21 protein-coding genes, 1 tRNA gene and 1 pseudogene are annotated in these 23,904 nt (G+C 54.7%); 11 read left to right on the forward strand and 12 right to left on the reverse strand.

Annotated features, from left to right (window positions below; genetic code table 11):
• Positions 1–57 precede the first annotated feature (57 nt).
• Complete coding sequence (locus HTZ84_RS10650) at positions 58–966, reverse strand: glycosyltransferase family 2 protein (protein WP_174680655.1); 909 nt, start codon at positions 964–966, stop codon at positions 58–60.
• A gap of 268 nt (positions 967–1,234) precedes the next feature.
• Here HTZ84_RS10650 and HTZ84_RS10655 point away from each other — a divergent pair, with 268 nt between their 5' ends.
• Together HTZ84_RS10655 and HTZ84_RS10660 are read left to right on the forward strand one after the other, a co-directional pair.
• A complete protein-coding gene (locus HTZ84_RS10655; protein WP_174680656.1) occupies positions 1,235–2,710 on the forward strand; it encodes a sulfatase in 1,476 nt (491 codons plus the stop codon).
• Positions 2,667–3,842: a glycosyltransferase family 4 protein gene (locus HTZ84_RS10660; protein ID WP_174680657.1), complete on the forward strand. Its 1,176-nt coding sequence runs from the start codon at positions 2,667–2,669 to the stop codon at positions 3,840–3,842. Before HTZ84_RS10655 ends, HTZ84_RS10660 begins: the two co-directional genes overlap by 44 nt.
• A gap of 18 nt (positions 3,843–3,860) precedes the next feature.
• On the opposite strand, the gene HTZ84_RS10665 is transcribed toward HTZ84_RS10660, so the two are convergent.
• Positions 3,861–4,910, reverse strand: a complete 1,050-nt coding sequence (locus HTZ84_RS10665) for a glycosyltransferase family 4 protein (protein ID WP_174680658.1) — start codon at positions 4,908–4,910, stop codon at positions 3,861–3,863.
• A gap of 155 nt (positions 4,911–5,065) precedes the next feature.
• On the opposite strand from HTZ84_RS10665, the gene HTZ84_RS10670 reads away from it, so the two are divergent.
• Positions 5,066–6,205 (forward strand): glycosyltransferase family 4 protein, encoded by a 1,140-nt coding sequence (locus tag HTZ84_RS10670; RefSeq protein WP_174680659.1) that lies wholly within the window; start codon positions 5,066–5,068, stop codon positions 6,203–6,205.
• Positions 6,206–6,242: 37 nt separating this feature from the next.
• Here HTZ84_RS10670 and HTZ84_RS10675 read toward each other — a convergent pair whose 3' ends face one another.
• The 4 genes from HTZ84_RS10675 to aglF all read right to left on the reverse strand — a co-directional run bounded on the left by HTZ84_RS10675 (position 6,243) and on the right by aglF (position 11,094).
• Complete coding sequence (locus tag HTZ84_RS10675; RefSeq protein WP_174680660.1) at positions 6,243–7,940, reverse strand: hypothetical protein; 1,698 nt, start codon at positions 7,938–7,940, stop codon at positions 6,243–6,245.
• 477 nt (positions 7,941–8,417) lie between these two features.
• Positions 8,418–9,446 carry a polysaccharide pyruvyl transferase family protein gene (locus tag HTZ84_RS10680; protein ID WP_174680661.1) on the reverse strand — a complete coding sequence of 343 codons (1,029 nt, stop codon included), beginning with the start codon at positions 9,444–9,446 and terminating at the stop codon, positions 8,418–8,420.
• A gap of 164 nt (positions 9,447–9,610) precedes the next feature.
• Positions 9,611–10,267 carry an acyltransferase gene (locus tag HTZ84_RS10685; protein ID WP_174680662.1) on the reverse strand — a complete coding sequence of 219 codons (657 nt, stop codon included), beginning with the start codon at positions 10,265–10,267 and terminating at the stop codon, positions 9,611–9,613.
• Positions 10,268–10,368: 101 nt separating this feature from the next.
• Complete coding sequence (gene aglF / locus HTZ84_RS10690; protein ID WP_174680663.1) at positions 10,369–11,094, reverse strand: UTP--glucose-1-phosphate uridylyltransferase AglF; 726 nt, start codon at positions 11,092–11,094, stop codon at positions 10,369–10,371.
• Positions 11,095–11,250: 156 nt separating this feature from the next.
• Here aglF and HTZ84_RS10695 point away from each other — a divergent pair, with 156 nt between their 5' ends.
• The gene (locus tag HTZ84_RS10695) at positions 11,251–12,234 is read left to right on the forward strand and encodes a sugar phosphate nucleotidyltransferase (RefSeq protein ID WP_174680664.1); all 984 of its coding nucleotides are present in this window, start codon (positions 11,251–11,253) and stop codon (positions 12,232–12,234) included.
• 430 nt (positions 12,235–12,664) lie between these two features.
• On the opposite strand, the gene HTZ84_RS10700 is transcribed toward HTZ84_RS10695, so the two are convergent.
• Complete coding sequence (locus HTZ84_RS10700) at positions 12,665–13,879, reverse strand: glycosyltransferase (RefSeq protein ID WP_174680665.1); 1,215 nt, start codon at positions 13,877–13,879, stop codon at positions 12,665–12,667.
• A 454-nt stretch (positions 13,880–14,333) separates the two neighbouring features.
• On the opposite strand from HTZ84_RS10700, the gene HTZ84_RS10705 reads away from it, so the two are divergent.
• From HTZ84_RS10705 to HTZ84_RS10715, 3 genes are all read left to right on the forward strand, one after another.
• Positions 14,334–14,501 (forward strand): HVO_A0556 family zinc finger protein, encoded by a 168-nt coding sequence (locus HTZ84_RS10705; protein ID WP_174680666.1) that lies wholly within the window; start codon positions 14,334–14,336, stop codon positions 14,499–14,501.
• 137 nt (positions 14,502–14,638) lie between these two features.
• A complete protein-coding gene (locus HTZ84_RS10710; RefSeq protein WP_174680667.1) occupies positions 14,639–15,559 on the forward strand; it encodes an NAD-dependent epimerase/dehydratase family protein in 921 nt (306 codons plus the stop codon).
• A 165-nt stretch (positions 15,560–15,724) separates the two neighbouring features.
• A complete protein-coding gene (locus HTZ84_RS10715) occupies positions 15,725–15,910 on the forward strand; it encodes a hypothetical protein (protein WP_174680668.1) in 186 nt (61 codons plus the stop codon).
• A gap of 46 nt (positions 15,911–15,956) precedes the next feature.
• On the opposite strand, the gene HTZ84_RS10720 is transcribed toward HTZ84_RS10715, so the two are convergent.
• From HTZ84_RS10720 to HTZ84_RS10740, 5 genes and pseudogenes are all read right to left on the reverse strand, one after another.
• Positions 15,957–16,104, reverse strand: a tRNA-OTHER gene (locus HTZ84_RS10720).
• Between the two features lie 88 nt (positions 16,105–16,192).
• Positions 16,193–16,426 carry a hypothetical protein gene (locus HTZ84_RS10725; protein WP_174680669.1) on the reverse strand — a complete coding sequence of 78 codons (234 nt, stop codon included), beginning with the start codon at positions 16,424–16,426 and terminating at the stop codon, positions 16,193–16,195.
• 609 nt (positions 16,427–17,035) lie between these two features.
• Positions 17,036–17,668, reverse strand: a complete 633-nt coding sequence (locus HTZ84_RS10730; protein ID WP_254611736.1) for a polysaccharide deacetylase family protein — start codon at positions 17,666–17,668, stop codon at positions 17,036–17,038.
• Positions 17,669–17,858: 190 nt separating this feature from the next.
• Positions 17,859–18,599, reverse strand: a complete 741-nt coding sequence (locus HTZ84_RS10735) for a WbqC family protein (RefSeq protein WP_174680671.1) — start codon at positions 18,597–18,599, stop codon at positions 17,859–17,861.
• Between the two features lie 373 nt (positions 18,600–18,972).
• Positions 18,973–19,104: pseudogene (locus HTZ84_RS10740) on the reverse strand (thiolase family protein); the annotation flags it as partial.
• 83 nt (positions 19,105–19,187) lie between these two features.
• On the opposite strand from HTZ84_RS10740, the gene HTZ84_RS10745 reads away from it, so the two are divergent.
• From HTZ84_RS10745 to HTZ84_RS10760, 4 genes are all read left to right on the forward strand, one after another.
• Positions 19,188–19,982 carry a hypothetical protein gene (locus tag HTZ84_RS10745; RefSeq protein ID WP_174680672.1) on the forward strand — a complete coding sequence of 265 codons (795 nt, stop codon included), beginning with the start codon at positions 19,188–19,190 and terminating at the stop codon, positions 19,980–19,982.
• A 597-nt stretch (positions 19,983–20,579) separates the two neighbouring features.
• Positions 20,580–21,329 carry an ABC transporter ATP-binding protein gene (locus HTZ84_RS10750; protein WP_174680673.1) on the forward strand — a complete coding sequence of 250 codons (750 nt, stop codon included), beginning with the start codon at positions 20,580–20,582 and terminating at the stop codon, positions 21,327–21,329.
• Positions 21,319–22,590 carry an ABC transporter permease gene (locus HTZ84_RS10755; protein WP_174680674.1) on the forward strand — a complete coding sequence of 424 codons (1,272 nt, stop codon included), beginning with the start codon at positions 21,319–21,321 and terminating at the stop codon, positions 22,588–22,590. The genes HTZ84_RS10750 and HTZ84_RS10755 overlap by 11 nt, the downstream gene beginning before the upstream one ends.
• Before the next feature lie 2 nt (positions 22,591–22,592).
• Complete coding sequence (locus HTZ84_RS10760) at positions 22,593–23,828, forward strand: ABC transporter permease (RefSeq protein WP_174680675.1); 1,236 nt, start codon at positions 22,593–22,595, stop codon at positions 23,826–23,828.
• The last annotated feature ends 76 nt before the right edge of the window (positions 23,829–23,904 follow it).

A 23,904-nucleotide genomic window follows, 5' to 3' on the forward strand; every position in this document is an offset into this window, starting at 1 on the left:
TATTTCGCTCCATATGTTTGTTTTGATGAGGAGGATATTTTCCGTGCGATCAACTGTTTAAATGCTATTAGAGATCTTGGCCCGTAACTTAAATAAATGAGTCCTCAAAGGGTTTGGAGCTATACTCAGAAGTAAATATAACATTGTTTGATAATCTTGTGGATTATTCTGTAATGAAGAAAGAAGATAGGAAGCTCCTTCTAAATTACGCCCCGACAAGGTAGCGAAAAGTCCTAAATGTCGGTATTGTTGACTCAGTGCTGGTGGATTTGATTCAAGAGCAGACCAATGTTTCTCAACTAGTCGTTTTTGACCGCTGTATTTCCGTTCCATGTTACTGCTTATCCGTTCATCATGCCCCTCATAAGAAATTGCAAGAGATTTAGGTACTGCAGCAACCTTATATTCTTTCGCAATACGAATCCACAGGTCTATATCTTGAGAGCTTTTGAATTCTGGGTCAAATAGACCTATCTTACTAAAACATTCTCTACGAATGAGTGGTGTTTCACTGGGTATTATATTCTCATATAATAATTTGTCATAGATATCCCCTTCTTGAGATGGTATGTATGTTTTGACTACCTCATTATCGTGCACAATATCTCTTCCTGTATAGACAAGACCGAATTCGTTTCCAACGTCTTTAAACCGGTCAATTTGGGCCTCTAATTTTGTGGGTTTCCATGCATCATCATCGTCAAGAAGAGCAATATATTTGCCTTCTGAGTTTAATATACCTGTATTTCTAGCTATAGGAGCCCCTTGGTTTTCCCTATGTTTTATGTATTTTATATCATCAATATCCGGTATTACATTTTCGATGTCGGATTCGGGATCATCATCGACAACGATTAACTCCCAATCTTTGTATGTTTGGTTCTCTACAGATCTAACCGCTCTTAATAGTTTCTCTGGTCGCTTGTATGTGGGAATTACAACACTAACTGTTGTATTTTTTACCATTTGTAGGGCTCCTCCAGTATGTTAAATTTCTGAATGGTAGAGAACTTGATTAGCAAACAAGCGGTTCTTCTTCCAATTCATCTTGCTTCACTCTTCGTTTTTGGCAATTGTAGTTCTTCAGTTATAAATATTTCTGCATCTGTGAGGACACTGAATTCTATCTTCTTATTTATATCGAATTATTGCCAAATAGTTTCTGGTTTTGACTAGAAGAGGAGATCATCGGATCTTCTATACCGATAAGAATTTTACTGAGACATCCAATGATATGGATGAAATGGAATGCCCGAATATACTATTTGTTGTAATGGATACAGCGAGAGCGAAAAACAGTCTTCCATCCATAAATGAAGAGGTTGTACCGAATTTAGCAGAACTTGCTAATTCAGGTGTAGAATTCACGTCTACCATATCAAACGCTCCGTGGACGTTACCTTCCCACGCATCAATCTTCACTGGAAAGCATACATCAAACCACAATACGAATGCAGGGAACAAAAACTTTGATCCAGATGATCCATGTCTACCGGAATTGCTAAATAAAAATGGATACACAACTGTTGCTTTTTCAAATAACAGTTGGATAAGTCCTGAATTCGGATTTGATAGAGGGTTTGATTATTTTTACAAAGGGTGGGAATTGATACCAGCTGGTGAAGACCTAGCAAGAGCGATGCGGGAGAATGATACACCAGCAAATCAAATCCGTTCTATACTCACATCTACGGAATTCAAACACCTTCCGTCATCAATTCTCAACTCACTCTTTGCGAAATTCCTACGGAAAAAGTATGATTATGGAGCATACCTCACAAATTGGAAGATCAAGAGATGGCTCAATAAAGAGCGTAATAAAGAAGACCCTTTCTTTATGTTTATTAATTATCTTGAACCACATTTAGAATATAACCCCCCAAACAGATTTTGTGAGTTTTTAGATGATGATATCAGCCCTTCAGAGGCTAAAGAAGTGAACCAAGATGCATGGGGGTATGTTAGTGGTGAGATTGAAATGCATGAAGAAGACTTTGAGATTCTAGAAGACCTATATAAGTCAGAAATAAAATATTTGGACCATCGTATTGGCAATTTACTAGATCATCTTTCTGAAAGAGGTATCCTTGAGGAGACTCTCGTTGTTGTTGTTGGAGATCATGGAGAAAACATTGGAGATCACAATCTGATGGATCACCAATACAGTTTATATGATACGCTTGTACATGTGCCACTAGTTATAAATGGGCCAGAGATCTTTACCGGTGGGAAGAAAATATCACATCTTGTTGAATCACGCGATCTTTTCCCAACAATATTAGAGACTGCTGGAGCAGAAGTCCCAAAGCGGGACGGAATTTCTCAGAGTAGTCTTGAAGAAGCTATTCATGAAGAAAATGATGATGGCGCATATGCTATTTCAGAGTATTTAGTTCCCCAACCAGCAGTTGATACACTCCGTAACCGAGCGCCTGATTCCACTATAGTTGACAAATATGATCGGGCACTGCGGGCTATTCGGACAACAGAATGGAAGTATATCGTGGGATCAGATGGAACTAAGGAACTATATAATATCGAATCTGATCCTGGCGAACTGAATGATGTGGCTGATTCAAACCCAGAAGTAGTAGAGAGACTACATGAAAAAATACCTGATGAATATGGAACTCTTGAACGGGGAAACTCAGATGAAGAACAGTTAGATGCAGCCGCTCAACAAAGACTCGAGGACCTTGGCTATATATAATCCAATGTCAAATAAAATATTACTTCGATCGCATACGTCGCTACGAGAGGACGATGTTTCTGGTGGTGCAGCACGGTTAATGAAAAACCTGGCTCGAGCACTTTCAGAAACAGGTTGGGATGTTCATATTCTTTCCCCTGCGTCACTGACTAATGAGTACGATAACCAATCAGATATTAGTTATATTGAATTCGATTATGGGAATCCCCAATCATCTCTTGAGACAATCATTAATACTGTTCGTGGCGTATCTACATATCGAGAAACTATTAAGGATGAAAACTATAACATTATTTTAGATGACATTTCTCATTTCCCATATTATCCTATGCACCTCTCTCACCCAGAGGAGACCGTCAATGCTGTTTTCATGCATACTGCTTTTTTTGGAGCTGCTAGGGAATATGTTGGACCTCTCCGAGGGACTGTAATAGAGTTTATCGATAGAACATTACCGTATTTAAATAATCCGGAGATTATATGTGCTGGAAGTGGAACGGCTGATAGGATTCATAGAAAGACTGGCTACTCTTCCACTCATATCCTTCACCCTTGTATCGATATGGATAAGTTTGAATACAATTTTATGCCTGAATCCAGTACTATTCTGTATCTTGGCCGACTTGGTGAACGGAAAAATGTGTCCTGTTTGCTCCGTGCATGGCGTATTATTGAAAATAAGACAGAACGTGATGTCTCGTTAGTGATTGCCGGCTCAGGACCTAAGATGGACGAACTCCGTCGTCTATCAGTAGATCTCGGTCTAACTAACATTGATTTCTTAGGCTATGTTGAGGAAAGCGAAAAGCAGCGCCTATTTGAAGAATCACTTTTGTATGTCCTTCCTTCGAAGATGGAAGGCTATGTGACGACTGGAATAGAAGCTTTAGCGACTGGAACACCAGTAGTTGGATCTGACACGTTTGGAATCAACGACTATATACAGCATGGTGAGACTGGTTATCTTTTCCCAGTCAATGATCATGAAGAATTGGCGCGTCAGGTGCTAGATCTTGTTAGCAATCCCAAGCAAATGCGTCCGATTGCAGAAAGAGGTCGCGAGTTAGCTTTGCAGCATAGCTATGAGGAATTCAAGTTACAAGCTGATAACTTGTTCTCAGAAATAATATAATGCCTATTGAATACTATTTTAACATTCTGGATTTGTGATTGATCTCACTATATCAATCATATCCTGAGCAGGTTTGTCCCAAGTTTGCTTTGAAGCAGCTTTAATACAGTCTTCAGAATTAAGGTTTTTGGCTTTCATAACTCCTCGCTCAATTTCAGAAGTGACAACACATGCTGATGATGGGAGAACCTCAACAGCTCCGCAATTTTTAGTTGCGACAACAGGGGTTCCACAAGCTACTGATTCTAAAATTACGTTTCCAAATGCCTCCCAGCCAGCAGGGTGTATGGTTACGGCAGCGTTAGTGTAAACTTGCCGTAATTCATCGCTTGATAAACGGCCTAATGCATCAACGTGAGGTGAATTAACCTCATCAGGCCCAACAATAATAACGTCTTCTTTAGTTTGTCTCGCGAAAGAAATAACATGTGAGAGCCCCTTCCTTTCAGACCCTCCCACGAATAAAATATAGTCTTCCTTATTATATCCACTATCTGGATAAAAAACACTAGTATCAATACCGTTGTGTGAGACGATTGACGGAGTCGTGATATTATATGCTGATTCCCATCCAGCACGGCAGACAGCGCTGTTATATATGAGACAATCAGCTGCTGCAATCGAACGACGATCAACAATCGTTCGGAAGGGACCCATCAACCGATCACCAATTGTTTCAAGAAACGAAAGACCATTACGAATGTATTCTTTTGTCGCTTCGTAACAATCATGTCTCTTTGAGACGGTTGGAAGGGGAAGCTCAAACGGGACCCCCGTATGTGTGATACACGCATCGAATGGATCAAAATCAAAAGATTGGAGGTAGTTACGAAGTGCAATCGGAAATAGGACATAATATCCTTTTCTATATCCAAACTGAACAGTATGAACTTCATTCGCTGGTGGCTTCTTTCCAGTTAATTCGTGAGAGCTTTGTGGACATGTTCCCGTAATTACTGTAATTTCATGACCTTTATCGACGACTTCGTTATAAAGATTACATATGTGGTGAGATATGCCACCTAAGACATATCCTGGCCACTCACGTGTTATTATTAACAGGTGCATGGATCAATATGAATGGGTTTGAACTTCCACTTGCTTATTTCTAATCAAGGGCTTGGGATAGTCAATATGTTTGTCTAATAGTCGTGTGTGGTATAAAACTAGGTTCTACGGATAGAACGAAAAGACAATTAGTTCGCGCTCTTCTAGCGATACCAATGAACGTTGCCTTTGTCTCTAACGTTGTTTACCCATTTGTGAAGGGAGGTGCTGAAAAACGGATCCACGAGATCGGGAAACGTCTTGTGGCAAATGGACATAGCGTTACCATTTATGGACGACATTTTTGGGAGGGTCCTGAAGTAATCACAAATAATGGAATTATTCTCCGTGCAGTAGCACCAAGTACTGAACTCTATACCGGAGAGCGCCGCTCGATTACGGAAGCTCTCGAGTTTTCGACTCGTCTCATTCCAACGCTTCGCCACCATATTGATGATCATGACCTTGTGGTTGCATCTCTATTTCCATATTTCCCTGTCCTTGCTTCTAAATTCACTACTCTCGGAACCAATACCCCCCTGATAACGACTTGGCACGAGGTTTGGCTCGACTACTGGGAGGATTATCTTGAACACCTCGCACTATTTGGAAAAGGTGTCGAATACATAACCGCTAAAACCCCTCACTGTTCGATCGCCGTTTCGAGCGTCACGGCGGACCGCCTTACTGAAATCGGACCGTCGCGAGACGAGATCGAGATCGTCCCCAATGGCATCGATGTCGACCAGATCAAATCAACACAACCCGTCAACGACGGCTTCGATATTCTGTATGCGGGTCGACTCATCCAAGACAAGAACGTCGATCTCCTTCTTGAGGCGTTCGATCAAGTCGCCGAGACCGCGCCGAACATCACGCTGGGCATCATCGGTGATGGGCCAGAACGAGACTCTCTCAAGCGACAAGCCCAAAACCTGGACCACGCCGACCGAGTGACAATGCTCGGCTTCCTCAAGGAATACGATGATGTTATCGCACACATGCGCGCAGCAGACATCTTCGCCTCACCGTCTACCCGCGAAGGCTTTGGCATCACGTTCGCAGAAGCAATGGCTGCGGATTGTACCGTCATCGCGGCAGAGCATCCTGAATCCGCCGCTTCCGAAGTGATCGATGACGCAGGATTCCTCGCGTCACCGACAGTTGACGACATAACCCATGTTCTAGAGCGCGCACTCTCCGGTGATCGACCGAATACGGAGCCGACGACTCGAGCCCAACGATATGATTGGAATACCGTGGCTGAACAGGCAGAGCAATGTTATCAACAAGCAATCAATGGTGATTGGAAGTGACCAACATTTTGGGTTAGAAAGTACATCAGAAAACGTTTCACGTCGTCCTATAAACGGAGGTGTCTCCTGAGGTATAAATCCGTGCTGTATCAGTCCCATTCTCTATCCAGTTGTAGTCAATAGGAGTGTAGTCCCAAGTCTCTGGATAGTCTGAGTAATACGCAGGATAAGTCTGCCCTGCAGGTGGAGCAAGCAATAAATAGCCCTCAAAGGAGTCTTCTCTAATTCCCTGAAAGTGTGGTTTTGGTCTTGTTCCAGTACGGAATGAATCTGATGTTTCTTCATAGGCCCGAATATTTCGAACAGGAGTGCCGATTGATTGAATTGGCTCACTATCATCTTCATGTTCAAATAACCATTCAACCCCCGAAGACTCAGCTTTCGTCATTTGCTCACTTGGAGATCGGGATAATTCGGAACCGTAGAGAGTTGGTGCAGCGATCCCAGCAACTAGTATCAATATGGCAAAGGTGCCGATAAGAGCTGGTTTCTGCGAATGTGGACTCCACTGTATGAATGCGGTTAAATCACGAGCAACTACGAATACACCTAAGATTATAGCTATGGCCCAAAACCGACCTGGCCCAAACGGAACTGGAAGGACAAACATTGCAGCTCCAAGGGCCCAAAAAGCGACAGCAGCAATCGCGAGCGGTTGGAGTCCTGATTCTCGATTTCGCAGGAATATTGTCCTTAAAGAAATGATTATTAATAAAGATCCAAGGAAGGACACGACATAACCATATTGCGCGACGAACTCGATCACGATGTCAATAGTTGCGATATCAGCACTAGACAGTTGTTCTGTTCGGCGAGCTAATCGTGATGAGTCACCCCCATCTGAAAGAAATATTGAGCCTATAATTGATGCGAACGTGTTGTTGAAGGTTGGTGCGTTGAGCAACCAATATACGACTCCAATTGCTGGGGGGAGAAGAAGAATTGGACGATTAGAAACTCTATATATGATATTATCTGTTATAGATTGATAAGCTAGAATAGTACAAAGTATACATAGTGTAATAAGAGAAATCAGAGGATGTGCAAATACTGCTGCTGTAAGTATTACTAATAATGTGAGTAACCACTCTGTGTTATTCGCGCCTGATTTGAGAGATAAAAACACTACGAATATAACTAATACAGTAAATAATCTTCCAAATTGTCCCCAGGAAGCGAAATTGAAAAGATCAGGAGTGAGGGTGGCTAATACAGCAGCAAAAATCATAAGACGGTACACTGATTCCAAAAGATTAAGCCGACGGATACACAGAACGAGCAGTAACCCCAAAATCGCACTCATCATCGTCACAACCAGAAGGGCAGTGATTGTCGGCGAAAGATCAGTAACCTCCGAAAGCATAGCCGAGAACCAGTGCAACAGTGGGTAGAGATTTCGATCAGCGGCTACGCCAACTTCTAAAATCCGTTTCATCCGACCAATATGCATATATGAATCTGTTGTAAAATGTAGATATTGCGTCTGGAGGCTAGGGACAACCGTTACTGCGACTAGAAATTGTGAGACAAGAAGAGCCATCCACCATGCGTGATCACGGGCAATTAAGAGCAGTGAGAGGCCTGCTAGTCCAAGCACTACGAGCAGGTCAGCAGGTAGGCCTTGATACAGAGAGAGTGAATAGGTGCTAATTGGTTCAGCTGTTAACGCTCGCACCCAAACATAGATCAGCAGGAGCGCTGGCACAACACGGAGCCGATCTGAGTACATTTGCATCTTGAGAGTATTCATCCAGCTAGCAATATCTGCCTAACGGCAATCGGAGCGCTAGTATACCGAATTTGTCTTGCGGACGGGACAATTTGACCAACGCCAACTGGATCGAGTATTAATCTAGGGCCAGCGTCTATTTCGACAAGCGATGCCATAACTACATGTTGGCTTTTCACTCTATAAACTCCTATTGGTCTATTCAACGTATAGTGTGCGCGTGGTTGTCGATTCGGGAACGGGACATGCCTATCTCTAGATACCAATAGGCAGATAACAGAGGTCAACACTCCAAGTCAATGTCCATAGACAAGTGGTATCGCTTCTTGTTCTTTCCCTGATGGCCTTCTCCTTTTTCTCGCTATTACTACATGAATAGGATACTCATCTACATCAAAGGTCCGTTCACAGTTAGAACCAATGTTAGCTAGTTCATATGTTTATGGATTTAATATCGAGGAAAGTACAGACTTGATCTTCCAGTCACTTCTGCATATTCAGATACAATTTATTGAAATTGCTTTTCGACAATGATTTCAACTTATCCACATTGGAAACTTGTGAGAACTGAAGAGGGATCTCTTTATGAGGTTTATATGAAGGTACTTCTAACCGTTCGGCAACAGCCTTCACTTTTGGTTCATAAGCTATTGGGAGCACAGGTTTTCCACAAATAGCTGCAAATATGAGGGAATGATACCGGGTGGCTACCATTCTTTCCATTCTGCTCACACGCTTCAATGTCGTTTCGACAGAGAAATCGTAATCAAGGATAGGAACATCAAGATATTTTCGTGCGAATTCCTCGTCAGTAGAATGGAATGGAATGAATATAGGATTAGGAATTTGTTCGCAGATTTTCTGTGCATTATCTATATAGGTAGTTTTGGCCTCTCTTATGTCTTCATAGCCAAAATAGTCCAATAATACACTGTCCTGTTTATCTTCTTGGCCAAAATAAGGGCGGAAGTTAACTCCAGTTTGTCCAGCAGTCTTCATATCGGGATCTTCGTAAAGAAAAACAGGACAAGCAGTTACCGATACATCAACATCACATACCGATTTAATATTGCGTTTTGACCACTCATCACGAACTGTAATTAGGTCCAGTTCTGGTAATATTCGTGAAACAAGATCACGCGCTTCAGATGACTGGAATCCTGGAACACCCACACCAATAATAAATCCTTTCTCACCACCGTTTACATAAGCAAGCCGCCGCTTCAAGTGTTCGGTTCCATACCAATCATGTAAAACACCACCGCCTCCAAGTACTCTATGAGGGGTATTACTATCCCGTGTATTCCTGCCAAATATCCTAGCGCTGTGTCCGTCTTTCTGTATTTGGTTTTTAAATTGTTCTGCCAGCGCTCGATCACCAATATTTCCAGTGTAATAACTACCTTGAATACCAAAGTCATGGGGTGTTTTCTTTTTGATCTGGTGACGGATCTCTCTTGGAATAAGTGATGGATTCTTTAAACCGTGAAATATGGATTCTGGCGAATACATACATGTATTATTTAAGCGATGGTACTTTATTGTTTGTGCTTAAACGATCGCTTGCTTACCTACGTCTCTTATTCACACCCCATATTTTATCATAATAACCTCTTCTCTCCTAATATTCCCTCTTAATGAGACATATTCAAATAAAACATATGAATAGGTATTGATCAGGGTTCCCATTGAATGTTCTCATGTATAATCTCAGCAGGTACTCCTCCTACAAGTGTTCTTGGTGGAACATCTTTTGTGACTACACTGTTACTTGCAATAACAGCTCCTTCATTGATTGTAACACCCTTACTGATTGTAGCACCGTGGCCTATCCAGACATGATCCTTAATTTCTATGGGAGAAGTAGCAGGTGTGCGTTCTCCTTTGATTATGAGATTATGCCGATCAGTGTCAAGTATTGTTACATCCCAAGCTATCGCAACTTCATCCCCAATCGTGATTTTATCTTCACATATTATTCGGCAGTCACCATTCATAAATGAATCTCCCATTGAGAATTCGCCTTCAATACGAACGACAGTACCTGGACCAATACGTGCTGCATGGGGACCTGTTGACGTTATCTGGGCGCCACTACCGGTTGAAAGCAATGAGCGCCGAAGTAAGGGATTTGATTCCCGTGTACTTGTTGCCCCAAATATAATGCTTTCTGGAAGATCGAACTCAGTACCACTATTGATATCAACGATTGTTTTGGGGCCGATAACAAGTGAATATAGTGACCCAGTATGCTTTAGTGAGTAATACACGGTTTTTATTGACGATACCGGCCCAATTTCCTTTAAAAATGATATGTTATCAGAAAATGCCATTATTTGTTCTGGTTTCCCTTTTAGTAAAAATATATCGTTTTTCAATAGCGCTATTGGCAAGACCGCATGTACCAGACCCTTTACCGATGAGCGTATATAATTCAGCTTCTAACTTCAAGATCAGATAATCGTTCTTCTGCTTCTTCTCGATCCTCTGGATAGCCGACGTCGATCCGCCATCCCTCGAGTCCGATCGCATCGATAGTCCGTCCGCTCTGAATCAGTAAGTCGATTGCCTCGCTGATCTCGTACTCGCCGCGGTTGGACGGCTGTACTAAATGACACGCGTGGAAGATGGCCGGCGTAAACGTGTAGAACCCGGTCATCACCAGATTCGACGGCGGATCGTCGGGCTTCTCGACGACGTCGGTAATCTCGCCGAATTTATTCGTATCACAGACACCATACCGGTCGGCCTCGTCCCACGGGACTTCTTCGACCAGGAACGCGGCGTCGGCACGATCTTCCTGTTGCCGGCGCACGACATCCCCGAGGTTCGCCTGAAACACGTTGTCGCCGAGCATCAGCATGAAGTCGTCGTCGATGTGCTCCTCGACGCTCAACAAGGCGTGGGCGAGCCCCTTTTGTTCGCGCTGGTGGGTATACGTAATCGGGACGCCTTCGTACTCGTCGCCGTAGTGATCGATGATCTTCTCCTTCAGATAGCCGACGACGACGATCAGCTCGTCCGCGCCGAGCGACACCAGTTGATCGAAACAGTGGGTGAGAATCGGTTTCTCGTCGACCTCGACCATTCCCTTGGGTTTGTCCTCGGTGAGCGGTCGAAGCCGCGTTCCCTCGCCGGCCGCGAGTACGACTGCTTTCATACGAATGAGACATCATTCTACCGCTTAGTAACGTTTTGCAATCGGTACGATAGAAGGACACGATCGGGTCACTTTGACGGCGGTACTAGGACGATCGCTGGAGACCAACGTATATCCAATCGGAGATGGATTTCACGCGATGGAGAATCCCCACCCATGGACGCAATCGTACTCGCAGGCGGCTACGCGACGCGACTCTGGCCGATCACGAAACACCGGCCCAAGATGTTCCTCCCGGTCGGCGACACGACCGTGATCGACGGCGTGCTCGAGGACCTCGAGACCGACACTAGAATCGACGACGTCTACGTCTCGACGAACGAACGCTTCGCGGACGCGTTCGAGGACCACCTCGAGACCAACGAGTACCACAAACCCCAGCTCTCGATCGAAGACACGACCGACGAGGACGAGAAGTTCGGCGTCATCGGCGCCCTCGCCCAGCTCGTCGACCGCGAAAACCTCGAGGACGACACGATCGTCATCGCGGGCGATAACCTCCTCAGCTTCGGCGTCAGCGAGTTCGTCGACTTCTTCCAGAAACGACAGACCCCAACGCTCGCCGCCTATGACGTCGGCGATTACGACCGCGCGACGTCCTACGGCGTGCTCGAGCTCGAGGACGACGGCCGCGAGATCGTCGCCTTCGAGGAGAAGCCCGACGACCCGCCGAGCACGCTCGTGTCGGTCGCCTGCTACGGATTCCGCGCGGCGGACCTCGACTTACTCGAGACGTATCTGGACGGGGAGAACAATCCCGACGAGCCGGGCTGGTTCGTCCAGTGGCTCGTCGACCGGGAGCGCGTCGACGCGTTCACGTTCGACGGCGCCTGGTACGACATCGGGACGCCCGAGAGTTACCTCGACGCCGTCGCCTGGCGGTTCGACGGCGACAGCGCGATCCACCCCGACGCGTCGCTCGAGGGGACGACGATCGGCCCGAACGTGCACGTCATGGCGGGCGCGCAGGTCACCGACGCGACCCTCCGGGACTGCGTCGTCTTCCCCGACGCCACGATCGCCGACTGCACGATCGAACGATCGGTAATCGATACGGAGACGGAGATCCGCGCGACGGACGTCGAGTCCGCGCTCGTCGGGCCGGAGATGACGCTCGAGGAAACCGTTTCCACTCGCTAACGAAGACGGGGCGGACTCGAGGACGGAGCGAATCGTGACCTCGGGTAAGCGCCGCAGAATCGACACGGTAGACGAGTGGAGATCGAGTGGTTCGAACGGGTGGGGATCCGTGAACGCGTCGGAACCGAGCCGGCGAGCCGTCGCATAACCGACCCGTGAGACGGCGTAGGGTCGTCGAATCGATTACACTAGTACCTCGAGTATCCAACTAGTATCTCGAACGTACCTTACGCCCTCCTCGAGTACACCTCACGCATTCGACTGCCACCAGCGATGGGATGCGGAAATTCGAACCCCGGGCTTGCTGACCGGCGCTGTACGACCGACTGTTGGCAACGGTTCAGCCGTTCTACCGGACTAAACTACATACTCCCGACTCGCGCGAGAACCAGAACGAACGCGAAAAGTCATCGACCGACGCGCTCGAGCGCTACCGGTCGACGGAACTCAGGAAGAACGACGAGAACACGGTCTGGAGGCCGATGACGATCGCGGTAAAGGCGACCAGTGCTCCCATCGTGAACTCGAGCGAGGCGAACCCGTTCGAGACCCACTGGTAGACCAGGCCCGCGGCGTACAGTCCGCCCGCACCGAACACCAGCAGACCCGCGGTCGCGCCGTGCTCGAGCGACAGCGATCCGATCACGCGTTCCGTGATCGGGTCCTCGGGCTTCTGAATCGGGTCGCTGGTGACGGCGGCGAACACGCCGAGACTCGCGACCTGATACCCGACGATCGTCAGCAGGCTGCCGGCGATCATCGAGTGAATTCCGAGCGACGCCTCACCGAGCGACGCGCCGCTGTACGCGATGCCCATGATGGCCATCCCGAGCAGGCTCATCACCATCCCGGGAGCGGAGAACAGGAAGCCCGGCGCGTTGACCAACATGAACCGGACGTGGCGCCAGCCGTCCCGGAAGCTCTCGAGGGTCTCCTCGCCCTCGCGCTCGTGGTAGATGATCGGCGTCTCCTCGATCACGAGGTCCTTCGCGCCGGCCTCCATGATCATCTCCGAGGCGAACTCCATTCCGGTCGTCTCGAGGTCCATCTCGTCGAGGGCCTGCCGGCGGAACACGCGGAACCCGCTGTGGGCGTCGCTCACGCCCGCCCGGTAGAACAGGTTCAGGAACTTCGTCAACAACGGATTGCCGATGTACTGGTGGAGCGTCGGCATCGCGCCGGGCCTGATCTCGCCCTCGAGGCGACTCCCCATCACCATGTCCGCGCCGGTCTCCTCGAGGTGGCTGAGCAGGCGCGGGATGTCCTTGAAGTCGTAGGTCGTGTCGGCGTCGCCCATCGCGATGTACTGGCCCCGAGCGCGCTCGAAGGCGTAGCGGTACGCGTAGCCGTACCCCGGCTGGTCGGGTTCGACGACGATCGCGCCCATCTCGCGGGCGATCTCGGGCGTTCGATCCGTCGAACTGTCGCTGATGATGATCTCCGTCGGTAGCTGTAATTCCTCGACGGCCGACTTGATCCAGCCGATACAGGTCTCGATTCCCTCCTCCTCGTTTAACGTCGGCATCACGACGGACAGTTCCGGTTTAATGTCGCTGTCGCGACTAACCAGGAGTTCGTCCGCCGATCGATGCTCGAGGACCTGCTCCGCCGAAGCCGAACCGTCCGAATGTGATTTTGAAGCCATGGGTGAGTCCGTCTCAACGCCTCCGCATGCTCCGTCTAGTACAGAACCGGCCTCTTAACAGTAGCTATTCATATTTCACAAAAAATAACTAGGCTAGTGTTGAGTACTAGCGCACTAATCGCTCTCGCGACAATATGGCACTGCGGTAACATCTCGATAGAGGCGTTAAAGGCGGTTATATATCCCTTTGAAGTGAGAAGGAAGCCATATCAATAAGTATGCTGATAAAAGTATCGGAACGGGAGTAACGAGTTAGTGAATACCTCAAACGAGAATGATTACGGGCGACTAGTCCGGAAGGTAGTCGGTCCGCGGCCGGGAAAAGTGAATATATCCGTATCGAGGTGTTTCAAAATCACAATAGGTGTAAATAAAACAAATAGTCGGGAACAAGCGGATACTATCCGGGTTAACCCATGGATTTAACACGTCAAGTTGCGATGTGTATGATAATATGCAAGAAGCCGTAGACGGAACCGTCGCCGTGCATCCGGTAGTCGACGCGCTCGAGGGCAAACGCTGTACGTTCTGCGACGAGGGAGAGCTCGTGCAGGGAGTCTACAAGGGGAAGAACGCTGTAATCTGCGAGTCCTGCGAGACGCCCACCGCACAGCTCTGGTAACGCGCGCCGCCAGTCCCCGCATCTTCTTTCGTCCTAATGAAGCACTACTCGTAGCGAGGCCCCCCGTCAGTACGAACGAGACTCGCGGACGGGGAAAGACCGTAGCGTTCTCGTAGGTGGCTACCAGTTGTGCTGACATGCAGAACCAGCGCGTCCTGATAACGGGCGGGGCAGGGTTTATCGGCTCCAATTTGGCGAACCACCTCGCCGAAGACAACGACGTCATCGCGATCGACGACGAGTACCTCGGCACGGCCGAGAACCTCGAGGACGATGTCGACTACCGCAACCGAAGCGTCCTCGAGGACGACCTCCCGACGGACGTCGACGTCGTCTTCCACCTCGCCGCGCTCTCGTCGTACGCGATGCACGAGGAGGATCCCACGACGGGCGCCCGCGTGAACGTCGAGGGGTTCGTCAACGTCGTCGATCAGGCCCGCCAGGACGGCTGCGACACCGTCGTCTACGCCTCGACCTCCTCCATCTACGGGAGCCAGACCGAACCCTCGCCGGAGGACATGCCGGTCGCGGTCAACACCGGCTACGAGGCCTCCAAGCTCGCCCGCGAGCGCTACGGCGAGTACTTCGCGAACCACTACGACATGGACGTCGCCGGGATGCGCTTCTTCTCGGTCTACCAGGGGTACGGCGGCGCCGAGGAACACAAGGGCGAGTACGCCAACGTGATCGCGCAGTTCGCCGACGACCTCGCCGGCGGCGACGCGCCCGCCCTCTACGGCGACGGCACCCAGACGCGGGACTTCACCCACGTCGACGACATCGTCCGCGGCCTCGAGCTCGCGGCCGACCACGAACTCACCGGCGTCTACAACCTCGGCACCGGCGACGCCTACAGCTTCAACGAGCTCGTCGAGATGCTCAACGACGAACTCGGCACCGACATCGATCCCGAGTACGTCGAGAACCCGATCCCCGAGGACGTCTACGTCCACGACACCTGCGCCGACTCGAGCAAGATGCGCGAGGAAACCGGCTGGGAACCCCAGATCTCCCTCGAGGAGGGCGTCGAACAGGTCTGCGAACCCTACACCGAGTAGCACTGCTCTGTACGACACGATACCGACCCACGTCGCCGACCGACACCGATAGCACGATCTCCTGTTGAACCTCGCTGCACGACCGGAGACGTTCACGACTCACCGTTCGATACGCGGCCCGAAACGCTGCGAACCGCTAAGTCCTTCCCGTCACCTCGTAGGGCCATGAGCGTTCGCAAACGCGTGCTGGGTCGAATCGAACGGACGATGACCTATTGGGGGCTCTTGAAGCATCCCTTCGGACGGGAGTACGTGCGAGAACACTACTCCCCGACGGGCAAGAAGCGGAAAGAGACCGACGAGTCGGCCGTCGAGATCCCCACGGTCGGACCGTCCGAATCGGACGGGTAGCGCTGCCGGCCGATCGCGCTGGCCGAACGGCCCGCCGTCTCGCGAGTGGGTATGCGAGGATTCGAACCTCGGGCCTGCTGACCGACGCTGTACGAATGCTCCCCCAAGTGCGAAGCGACGTGCCGCGCGGACTCACGTCCCTCGCCCGACCGGTGCAACGGTTCAGCCGTTCTGCCGGACTGAACTACATACCCTATCCGCGTGAGAACAATGACCACAGGCAAAAAGCCACTGGCACCCACGCGACGAGATGAGACCGTCTCGAGTCATCGACCCGGACGTTCACTCGAGCCAGTCGCTCGTGAACCCGGCGACCGCCTCGAGCGTCGTGAGCGCGGCGAGCGTCACGAGCACGGCCACGAGTAGCGACCCCGTGGTCACGGAGGCGACGAACCCCCAGAGGATCGACGCCGCCGCTGCCGCCCCGCCCGGCGACCCCGGCGGCGCCAGTCGATCGCGGTCGGCAGACTCGTACCGCCCCGGTTCACCGTCGCGTGCGGGCTGCTCGTCGACCATACCGGACGGTCCGCCGCCAGACCACGAGTGGCTTGCGCCCGCGCGTGCGGTCGGCACCGCCGCGACGGTCACACCGGGCGGTCGCTCGAGTCCCGGAGGAATGTATCAGGGATGTATCAGACCCGATCGGTAGTCTGTCGCGCCGAGACGTAACTGACGGACGGTCGACGCACAAATAGTACTGGATTCGAGTTGGCGAATGTGGGCTGCATCGCACGCGACAGACCAGTGTCGATCGACACACCACCGCGAGAGGGCCCACATCGCGGCGCCGCGAGCGAGAGCCGCGATTACGTCCTCGCCGTCCGGTGATATGCTCCTCGAGCGGATAGTCGTTCTGCCAAGATTATTAGGTGAGACTGAGTCACACAGCTGTCGACAAATCGGTGGCTCCCCGAACCGAACGCTCGAGACCGCGGTACGGAGACGAGGTCGACCACGGGCAGTGAGCGGTCGAGAAATAGGGGTGGAACAGTCGCGGGGTCGCCACACGCTACAGACAGTCTCTCAGGAGGTGACCCGTGGCGTCACTCGAGGGCGTCGATCAGGGCGACACCCGCCGCTGAGGGGGGTTCGCAAAACGGACGGTGCCCGGACGCACCAACGACGTTAGCCTGAGAGTTCCAGCGACCGAGCCGAGAGCTGGTCGTTCCAGCCGTCGTGGTTCGGACCGACCGAGACGAGTTCGTCGTACACCCGCTCGTTCAGCGCATCGAACGATTCAATGACAGTGAGGAACCGCTCGGTCGGCGGTTCGTGCTCCGCTGCCCACCAGACCGGATGCGTCAGCACCTGCATAACGTCCGTTGTGTCACGCCCGGTTATTCTCTCGATCGGTTCTCCCTCGCGCCACCGGCCGGCGGAGTCGGAGATGTACGCCGACATCAGGGCTTCGCTGTAGGCGTTGACCATTCCCGCTATCGTCGACGGACCCGCGAGTACTCGGTCCACCGGTTGGTGGAACGAAAGCGACGTGATGGGCCCGATACCGATCGATTCCAGCTGACGCCGAGCGGCTTCGATTTGCTTTCGTTCCGCGTGAGACAGCCCACTCTCACCGGTCTCCTCCGCTTCCCGGTCGCTGCCTGCTCCCCAGTCCACAGCACAGTGGAGGCCGATTTCGTGCCCTAGCTCCGCGATCTCGCACAGGTGCGCTCTCTCGTTAGCAACGTCGTACAACGGCGTATTCGGAATGACCATGTACGTCGACTGAACGCCGAACTCGTGTTCGAGCTTCGCCATCTCGACTGCCCGGTCGATGCAGACGTCGATGTCGTGTCGCATGAACGCCGCGCGCTCGCCGTTCGAACGGCAGTCGGGGTACTCCGAGAGCGTACGTACCTCGTAGTTCGTCCGGAGCGCCCGGAGCAGTTTCCGGTAGTAGTCGTAGCTGAAGTTTTCAGCCCACCCGTCCAGGGGATCGACGTTGAGACTACTCATGGTCGGTTATCGAGTGGAGGAGGTCGTACGTCCCGTCCGCTCCGAGGTTCATGAGCGCGTCGACGATCGATAAGTTCGGGACGAAGTCGCCGAACCGCTGTTCGTACTGCGGGTGATCGATGGACTGATACTCGAGGGCGATACCCGCCGCCTCGAACTGCGTGCGATCGTTGTACGATCGAGCGCCCGTACCGGAGAAGTACCGATCGGCGCCGAGTTCGTCACAGAGTCCGACGATTCGCTCGCTGCGTGTCGCATCGACGTCGAGGTCCGACGAGCGGACGAATCGGCACTCGAGCCCGAGTCGATCCGCGAGGCTCCGAACGAGATGGATATTCAATTCGCACAACGATTCCCACGACTGTGCGTACGTCTGCTCGAAGAGATCGATGACGTCGTCGAAATACGCGGCTTTTCCGTAGTTCTGCTGGAGGCTTTTTTCGTGGCTGTTTCGCCACCCGTCGTCGGCGATCTCGGCGTCCGCGATCGGCCCGCTGGATCCGCGAACGGGCACGGTGAGCCACGTCCATCCGTCGGGCGTTTTGATCTTGTTACGGTTGATCCAGGAGTTCGACGTGTACTCGACGGTGTCGAGAAAGACGAAGACGTCAGACCGATGGATCTTGTGAAAGTAGCCGAGCCAGGGCAGATAATTCGGTTGATGAATGGCGACGGTGAGATCATCCGTGTGGTAACGCCGCCCGTCGTAGCTCTCTTCGTCGAACGTGCTCATTGGGAATCACTCCGCGAGACGCAACAGGAACGAGCACCAGGGACGGCACAGGTAGCACGGTGATCGATCGCGCGGACGTCCGGCCGATTGGGACGAATCGACTCGTCGAGAACCGGTGAGACGTCACGCGCCCCACTCCCCTGAATTTCACTGGCTCTGCCCGAGTCGATCCATCCACAGTTCTGCTGCTTGTCCACTTTCATTGACAGTACGACCGGAGAAGACGCTCATCTATACTATTGTTAATGAGTTTTTGAACTGTATATATGACTAACATGGCGAACGAGTCAATGTGATGCGCGCGAAGGGCGTGACTACCGTCTGAACTGGGTCGTCGCGACGGCCGATGCGTACCCGTCGCGATCTAGTTGAGGGAAACCGAAAGGTGGTCGACGTCGCTGGCATCGACGCCTGCATCCTCGAGACACTCGATCCCGGCCTCCGCGAGGAGTTCGAGGATCCGTTCCTCGCGCTGGCCGAATCGGGTCATCGACGCGCCGATCACCGCGACCGATGCTTACCATTGCACGCTTGACAATTATAAGCGCTCTCGACGCACTCTCAGTGACCCCGTTTCGGGCCAGTCCCATGGCACCCGCGATCGTCCACTTCCTCGTCGGCGCGTCGATACTGCTCGTCCTCGCGACGCCGATCGCGTTGCACGACGAGCGCGTCCGACGGGTGGATTTGTGGCTCGTCCTCGGGGGCGGCGTGTGGGGGCTGGGCCCGGACCTCCACAACGTCGCGCCGGCGTTCCGATCGCAACTCTACGCGTTCCACGACTCCCTCTGGGCGATTCCGTTCGCCTTTCACTACGCGCTCGACAGCCAGGCCGTTCGAGATCGTCCCCTCGCGGGAATCGCCGGGTCGATCCTCCTGTTTTGCCTCGCCGTCGGCGGCTTCACGGCGGCCGCTCGGGCCGACCCGGAGCGGGCCCGACGCACGAAACGGTTCGTCTCGAGGCTCGGCATCCCCGTTGCAGCGCTGGCCGCGGCCGCGATCCTCGGCACGATGTTGGCCGCGACCGGGCGCGTCGAGACCGTGGCCGCGCTGGTCGGCGCCGACGGAACGCTCGCCAGCGCGGCCCTGCTGCTCGTCGCGAGCGTCGCGGGGAGTTACGCCGTCGCGGTGGCCGTCCCGGACCGCTACGCGCGCCGGCCGTTCGTCGGCTCGCTGCTCGGACTCCAGCTGGGGCTCGTCGCCTGGGTGGTCGGAATCGTGCTCGTCCTCCCGCTGTGGGCGCGGGTCGTCCTCGAGGCGTCCCCGCCCGTGCCGCTCGTCGACTGGCCGAGTCTGCTGGCGCTCGCGGTCGCCGGGACGCTGGTCGGCGCCTGCGTCACGACCGTGCGTCGGGTCGCCCTGCCGGCGCCCGCGGATCGCTGACCGAGGCACGCGCTACTCGAGTCCGTCAATCGATTCCGAAGCGGAGAACCGTTCTCCTGTCCGCTACCGCACGCCTGCCCACCCCGTCCGTCGGATCACGCGTTCGAATCCGGAATATTCGATCCGCACGAGGTACAGATGTCGGGTTGCCACGGGACGGTTTGTTTGATGGATCGTTCGTCGCCACACTCCGGACAAACAGCTGTCAGTTGCTGCTCGAGATTTTCCCCCATGCTGCAACAGTTACAGTAAGCACTAATGAATGTTTCTCAATATAATATTTGTCTGCTCGAGGAAGTTATGACATCCGTAACTAGGGATAATACTGGAGAGGGCGCCCCTAATCGGAAGGCCGAGGTCGAGAAAAATTCCGGAAAACTACGGAGATATCAATGTCGTGACGGTGGCGTACGGCTCGCGTAACGGCCGCCGAATCCGGATCAGAGGGACGTGCAGTTTCGGCGGTCGAGACCCGCAATTGAGCGAGAGACAACCGACGGCGGCGCCCCGGAGCTGACGATTGCGTTCTCCCGCCCCGAGTTAGGCGGATGCAAACTATGGCCGAAGGGGTGGACGTGATGATCGTCCCATCCGAACATGGCAAGCGAATCGTCCGCGAGGAGCGACGCCCGCGTATCGCCCGATCGATCCGTCACGATCCGCTGTGACGGCGTCATCCACGAGTACGATGGGCGGTCCGGCTGGATCGGGTCCGGCTCCGATCGGTCGGTCACCGCCCTCGAGGACGTCTCCCTCGAGATCGAGACCGGCGAGGTCGTCGGGCTGATCGGGCCCAGCGGCAGCGGGAAGTCGACGGTCCTGCACGTGCTCGCCGGCCTGATCGTGCCCGACGACGGAACCGTCGAACTCCTCGGGGACGATCTCACCGCCCGCTCCGAACGCGAACGAACCCGACTCCGCCGCGAGCGGGTCGGCCTCGTTTTCCAGCAGTTCCACCTCCTCCCGTCGCTGACGGCCGTCGCGAACGTCGCCCTGCCGCTCGTGCAGTTAGGCTACGGCCGAGCGGAACGACGCCGAAGGGCCGAACGGCGGCTCGAGCAGGTCGGGCTGGGCGACCGGACCACCCACCGACCCGGCGAACTCAGCGGCGGCGAACGGCAACGCGTCGCCATCGCCCGCGCGCTGGTGACCGACCCCGACGTGATCCTGGCCGACGAACCGACGGGGGAACTGGACACGGAAACGGGGATGGCCGTCCTCGACGATCTCGTCGACGCCGCCGAGGAGCGAACCGTCGTTCTGGCGACCCACGACGAGCGGGCGGTCGACCGCACGGAGCGCGCGATTTCCCTTCTCGACGGAGCGGTGGTCGACGATGGTCGATGAGGAGTCGAGCGACCGCTCCGCGCTCGGCCGCTGGCTCGCCCTCGTTCGCTTCGCCGCCGGCCGGATCGCCACGCAGGCCCGGCGGACGCCGCGCCGGACCGCCGTGACGGTCGGTCTCGTCGCGATCACGATCGCGCTCCTCGTGATCGTCACCGGGATCAGCGTCGCGCTCGCGGGCGACACGGCTGCCGACGACAACGAGGCCGATCTCCGCGTCGTGCCCCACGAGGGCGGCACCTTCTCCCCGGTCGTCGGGGTCGAGGGGCCGCGGCTCAGCGACGTCCACGACCGAACCGAGACGATCGACGACCGGGCCGACGTCGACTACGCGACGCCGGTGCTCATGGAGGTCGTCCAGGCCCGATCGCCCGAGGGGAACGGGTCGGTGAACGTCATGGCCGTCGGTGTCGTCCCGCGCGAGTCGTCGCCGCCGGTCGGCGGCGTCCCGACGGACCCGCTGGAGCCGGGCGATCCCCACTACGCGAACGGGAGCTACGACGGCACCCGAACCGGCGACGTCGTCCTCTCGACGGCGGCGTCCGACCAGCTCGAGGCGTCCGAGGGGGCGTCGCTGGTGGTCAGGGGGTCGCAGATGACCGCCAACGCCAGCGCCGGAACCTACGAGGTGACCGCCGTCGAGGAGGCCGACACCGCGAGCCTCTCGGACGGCCTCCCGGTGGTGGTCCTCCGGTTGAGCGAACTCCAGACGCTGACCGGCGCCGACGACGAGGACCTGGCCGATCAGGTGCTCGTGGGCACGGACTCGGACGACGCTCACGAGGCCATCGAGGAGACGTATCCGAACGCGACGGTCGAGTCGGGCACCGAGCCCGGGCTGGCCGCGCTCCAGGAGGACGACCTCGCGCTGGCGACGAGCCTCATCACGCTGATCGTCGGGATCGGCATCTGTACGCTGTTCGTCACGACCGCGACGGGGCTGCTCGTCGAACGCGAACGCCGGACCCTCGCCGTCCTCTCGGCGGTCGGCTTCCCCGGCCGCTCGCGGCTCGCCGTCGTCGCCGTGATGACGCTGACGCTGACGGTCGTCGGCGCCGCGGTCGGGATCGCGCTCGGCTACGCGGGCGTCGCGGTCACGAACTGGATCGCGACGTCGACGGTGACGTCGTCGCCGATCGCGACGACCGATCCGCTGTTCGTCCCGTACGCGCTCGCGATCGCCGTCGTCGCCGGCCTGTTCGCGCTTCCCTACCCGCTGTACCTCACGACGAAAACGGACGTCGTCGCCGAACTCAGACAGTAACCATGGCTCACAGACTCCGCAAACTCGCCGCGACCGCGCGCCTCTCGGCGGCCCAGCTCCGCCACGAGATCGGTCGCTCCGTACTGGTGATCGTCGCGATCGCGCTGGCCGTCCTCGCGGTGACCCTGCTCGCGGGGCTCGGCCTCGGCGTCCTCGAGACCGGACAGGATCGGTTCGACGAGGCCGACCAGGACGTCTGGATCTCGGGCGGCGCGGTCGAACTCACGGCCGGCGGCGGCATGGAGAACCCGATCGCCGACTCCCATCAACTCGCGGCCGACGTCGAGGAGCGCGAGGACGTCCAGAGCGCGTCGCCGATCGCGTTTCACGCGATCTACGTGGGCACGGAGCCGGAGCCGTCGGAGCTCGAACTCGTCTCGGGCGTCGGGGTGCCGAGCGAACACGGCGGGCTGACCCTCGAGGAGGGCGACGGCTTCTCGGAGGGGGACGTCCACTACGGCGAGGGCGACTACGACGGGCCGATGACCCGCGAAGTGATCGTGGACCCGCGCATGGCCGAGCGGTTCGACCTCGAGGTCGGCGACACGATCTACGTCGGGACGAGCCCGTCGACCGCGGCCGAGGAGGAGTTCACCGTCGTCGGGATTTCCTCGTCGTACTCGCAGTTCCTGGGGACCACGACCGCGACGATGCCGCTGAGCGAACTCCAGGAGATCACCGGGACGACGGGATCGGATCGCGCGGCCTTCGTGACCGCGACCGTCGCTCCCGGCGCCGACCGAGGCGCCGTCAGCGACGAGATACAGGCGGCGCATCCGGAGTACGACGTGCGCACGAGCGAGGAACAGTTCGAGTCGATGTTCGAAGATCAGGTCCTCTTGCTGGCCAGCGGGACCGCCCTCGTCGTGCTCGCCGTCGTCGCGGGCGTGGTGTTGACGGTCAACCTCCTGGCGCTGGTCGCGTCCCGACAGCGCGGGGAGCTGGCGGCGTTGCGCGCGCTCGGGCTCTCGCGGTGGCTCCTCACGGGGATCATCGGCGGCCAGGGGATCGTGCTCGGGCTCTGCGGCGGCCTCCTCGGACTGCTCGCGACGCCCCCGACCGCGTTCGCCTTGAACCACCTCGCCGCCTCGCTGGTCGGCTTCGAGAACCTGTTGCGGACGCCGCCGATCGTCTACCTCGCCGGCGGGGCGATCGCGGTCGTCGTCGGCACGCTCGGCGCCGCCGTCGCCGGCTGGCGAACCAGTCGGTACGCTCGCCTCGAGCACCTCGCGGAGTGACTCCGGGCCGGTGCGGGCCGCGACCCGAGCCGGAGACGGTCGCGGGAAAGGGACGGAACCGGCCGATAGCGCCCCG

It is taken from the genome of Haloterrigena gelatinilytica (assembly GCF_013342145.1).
GTDB classification, from domain to species: Archaea; Halobacteriota; Halobacteria; order Halobacteriales; family Natrialbaceae; genus Haloterrigena; species Haloterrigena gelatinilytica.

Bases quoted from the DNA above. Each gene is read 5' to 3' on its own strand.
- HTZ84_RS10650 (WP_174680655.1), bottom strand. From the start codon at position 966: ATGGTAAAAAATACAACAGTTAGTGTTGTAATTCCCACATACAAGCGA.
- HTZ84_RS10655 (WP_174680656.1), top strand. From the start codon at position 1,235: ATGGATGAAATGGAATGCCCGAATATACTATTTGTTGTAATGGATACA.
- HTZ84_RS10660 (WP_174680657.1), top strand. From the start codon at position 2,667: ATGCAGCCGCTCAACAAAGACTCGAGGACCTTGGCTATATATAATCCA.
- HTZ84_RS10665 (WP_174680658.1), bottom strand. From the start codon at position 4,910: ATGCACCTGTTAATAATAACACGTGAGTGGCCAGGATATGTCTTAGGT.
- HTZ84_RS10670 (WP_174680659.1), top strand. From the start codon at position 5,066: ATGAACGTTGCCTTTGTCTCTAACGTTGTTTACCCATTTGTGAAGGGA.
- HTZ84_RS10675 (WP_174680660.1), bottom strand. From the start codon at position 7,940: ATGCAAATGTACTCAGATCGGCTCCGTGTTGTGCCAGCGCTCCTGCTG.
- HTZ84_RS10680 (WP_174680661.1), bottom strand. From the start codon at position 9,446: ATGTATTCGCCAGAATCCATATTTCACGGTTTAAAGAATCCATCACTT.
- HTZ84_RS10685 (WP_174680662.1), bottom strand. From the start codon at position 10,267: ATGGCATTTTCTGATAACATATCATTTTTAAAGGAAATTGGGCCGGTA.
- aglF (WP_174680663.1), bottom strand. From the start codon at position 11,094: ATGAAAGCAGTCGTACTCGCGGCCGGCGAGGGAACGCGGCTTCGACCG.
- HTZ84_RS10695 (WP_174680664.1), top strand. From the start codon at position 11,251: ATGGACGCAATCGTACTCGCAGGCGGCTACGCGACGCGACTCTGGCCG.
- HTZ84_RS10700 (WP_174680665.1), bottom strand. From the start codon at position 13,879: ATGGCTTCAAAATCACATTCGGACGGTTCGGCTTCGGCGGAGCAGGTC.
- HTZ84_RS10705 (WP_174680666.1), top strand. From the start codon at position 14,334: ATGCAAGAAGCCGTAGACGGAACCGTCGCCGTGCATCCGGTAGTCGAC.
- HTZ84_RS10710 (WP_174680667.1), top strand. From the start codon at position 14,639: ATGCAGAACCAGCGCGTCCTGATAACGGGCGGGGCAGGGTTTATCGGC.
- HTZ84_RS10715 (WP_174680668.1), top strand. From the start codon at position 15,725: ATGAGCGTTCGCAAACGCGTGCTGGGTCGAATCGAACGGACGATGACC.
- HTZ84_RS10725 (WP_174680669.1), bottom strand. From the start codon at position 16,426: ATGGTCGACGAGCAGCCCGCACGCGACGGTGAACCGGGGCGGTACGAG.
- HTZ84_RS10730 (WP_254611736.1), bottom strand. From the start codon at position 17,668: ATGGCGAAGCTCGAACACGAGTTCGGCGTTCAGTCGACGTACATGGTC.
- HTZ84_RS10735 (WP_174680671.1), bottom strand. From the start codon at position 18,599: ATGAGCACGTTCGACGAAGAGAGCTACGACGGGCGGCGTTACCACACG.
- HTZ84_RS10745 (WP_174680672.1), top strand. From the start codon at position 19,188: ATGGCACCCGCGATCGTCCACTTCCTCGTCGGCGCGTCGATACTGCTC.
- HTZ84_RS10750 (WP_174680673.1), top strand. From the start codon at position 20,580: ATGGCAAGCGAATCGTCCGCGAGGAGCGACGCCCGCGTATCGCCCGAT.
- HTZ84_RS10755 (WP_174680674.1), top strand. From the start codon at position 21,319: ATGGTCGATGAGGAGTCGAGCGACCGCTCCGCGCTCGGCCGCTGGCTC.
- HTZ84_RS10760 (WP_174680675.1), top strand. From the start codon at position 22,593: ATGGCTCACAGACTCCGCAAACTCGCCGCGACCGCGCGCCTCTCGGCG.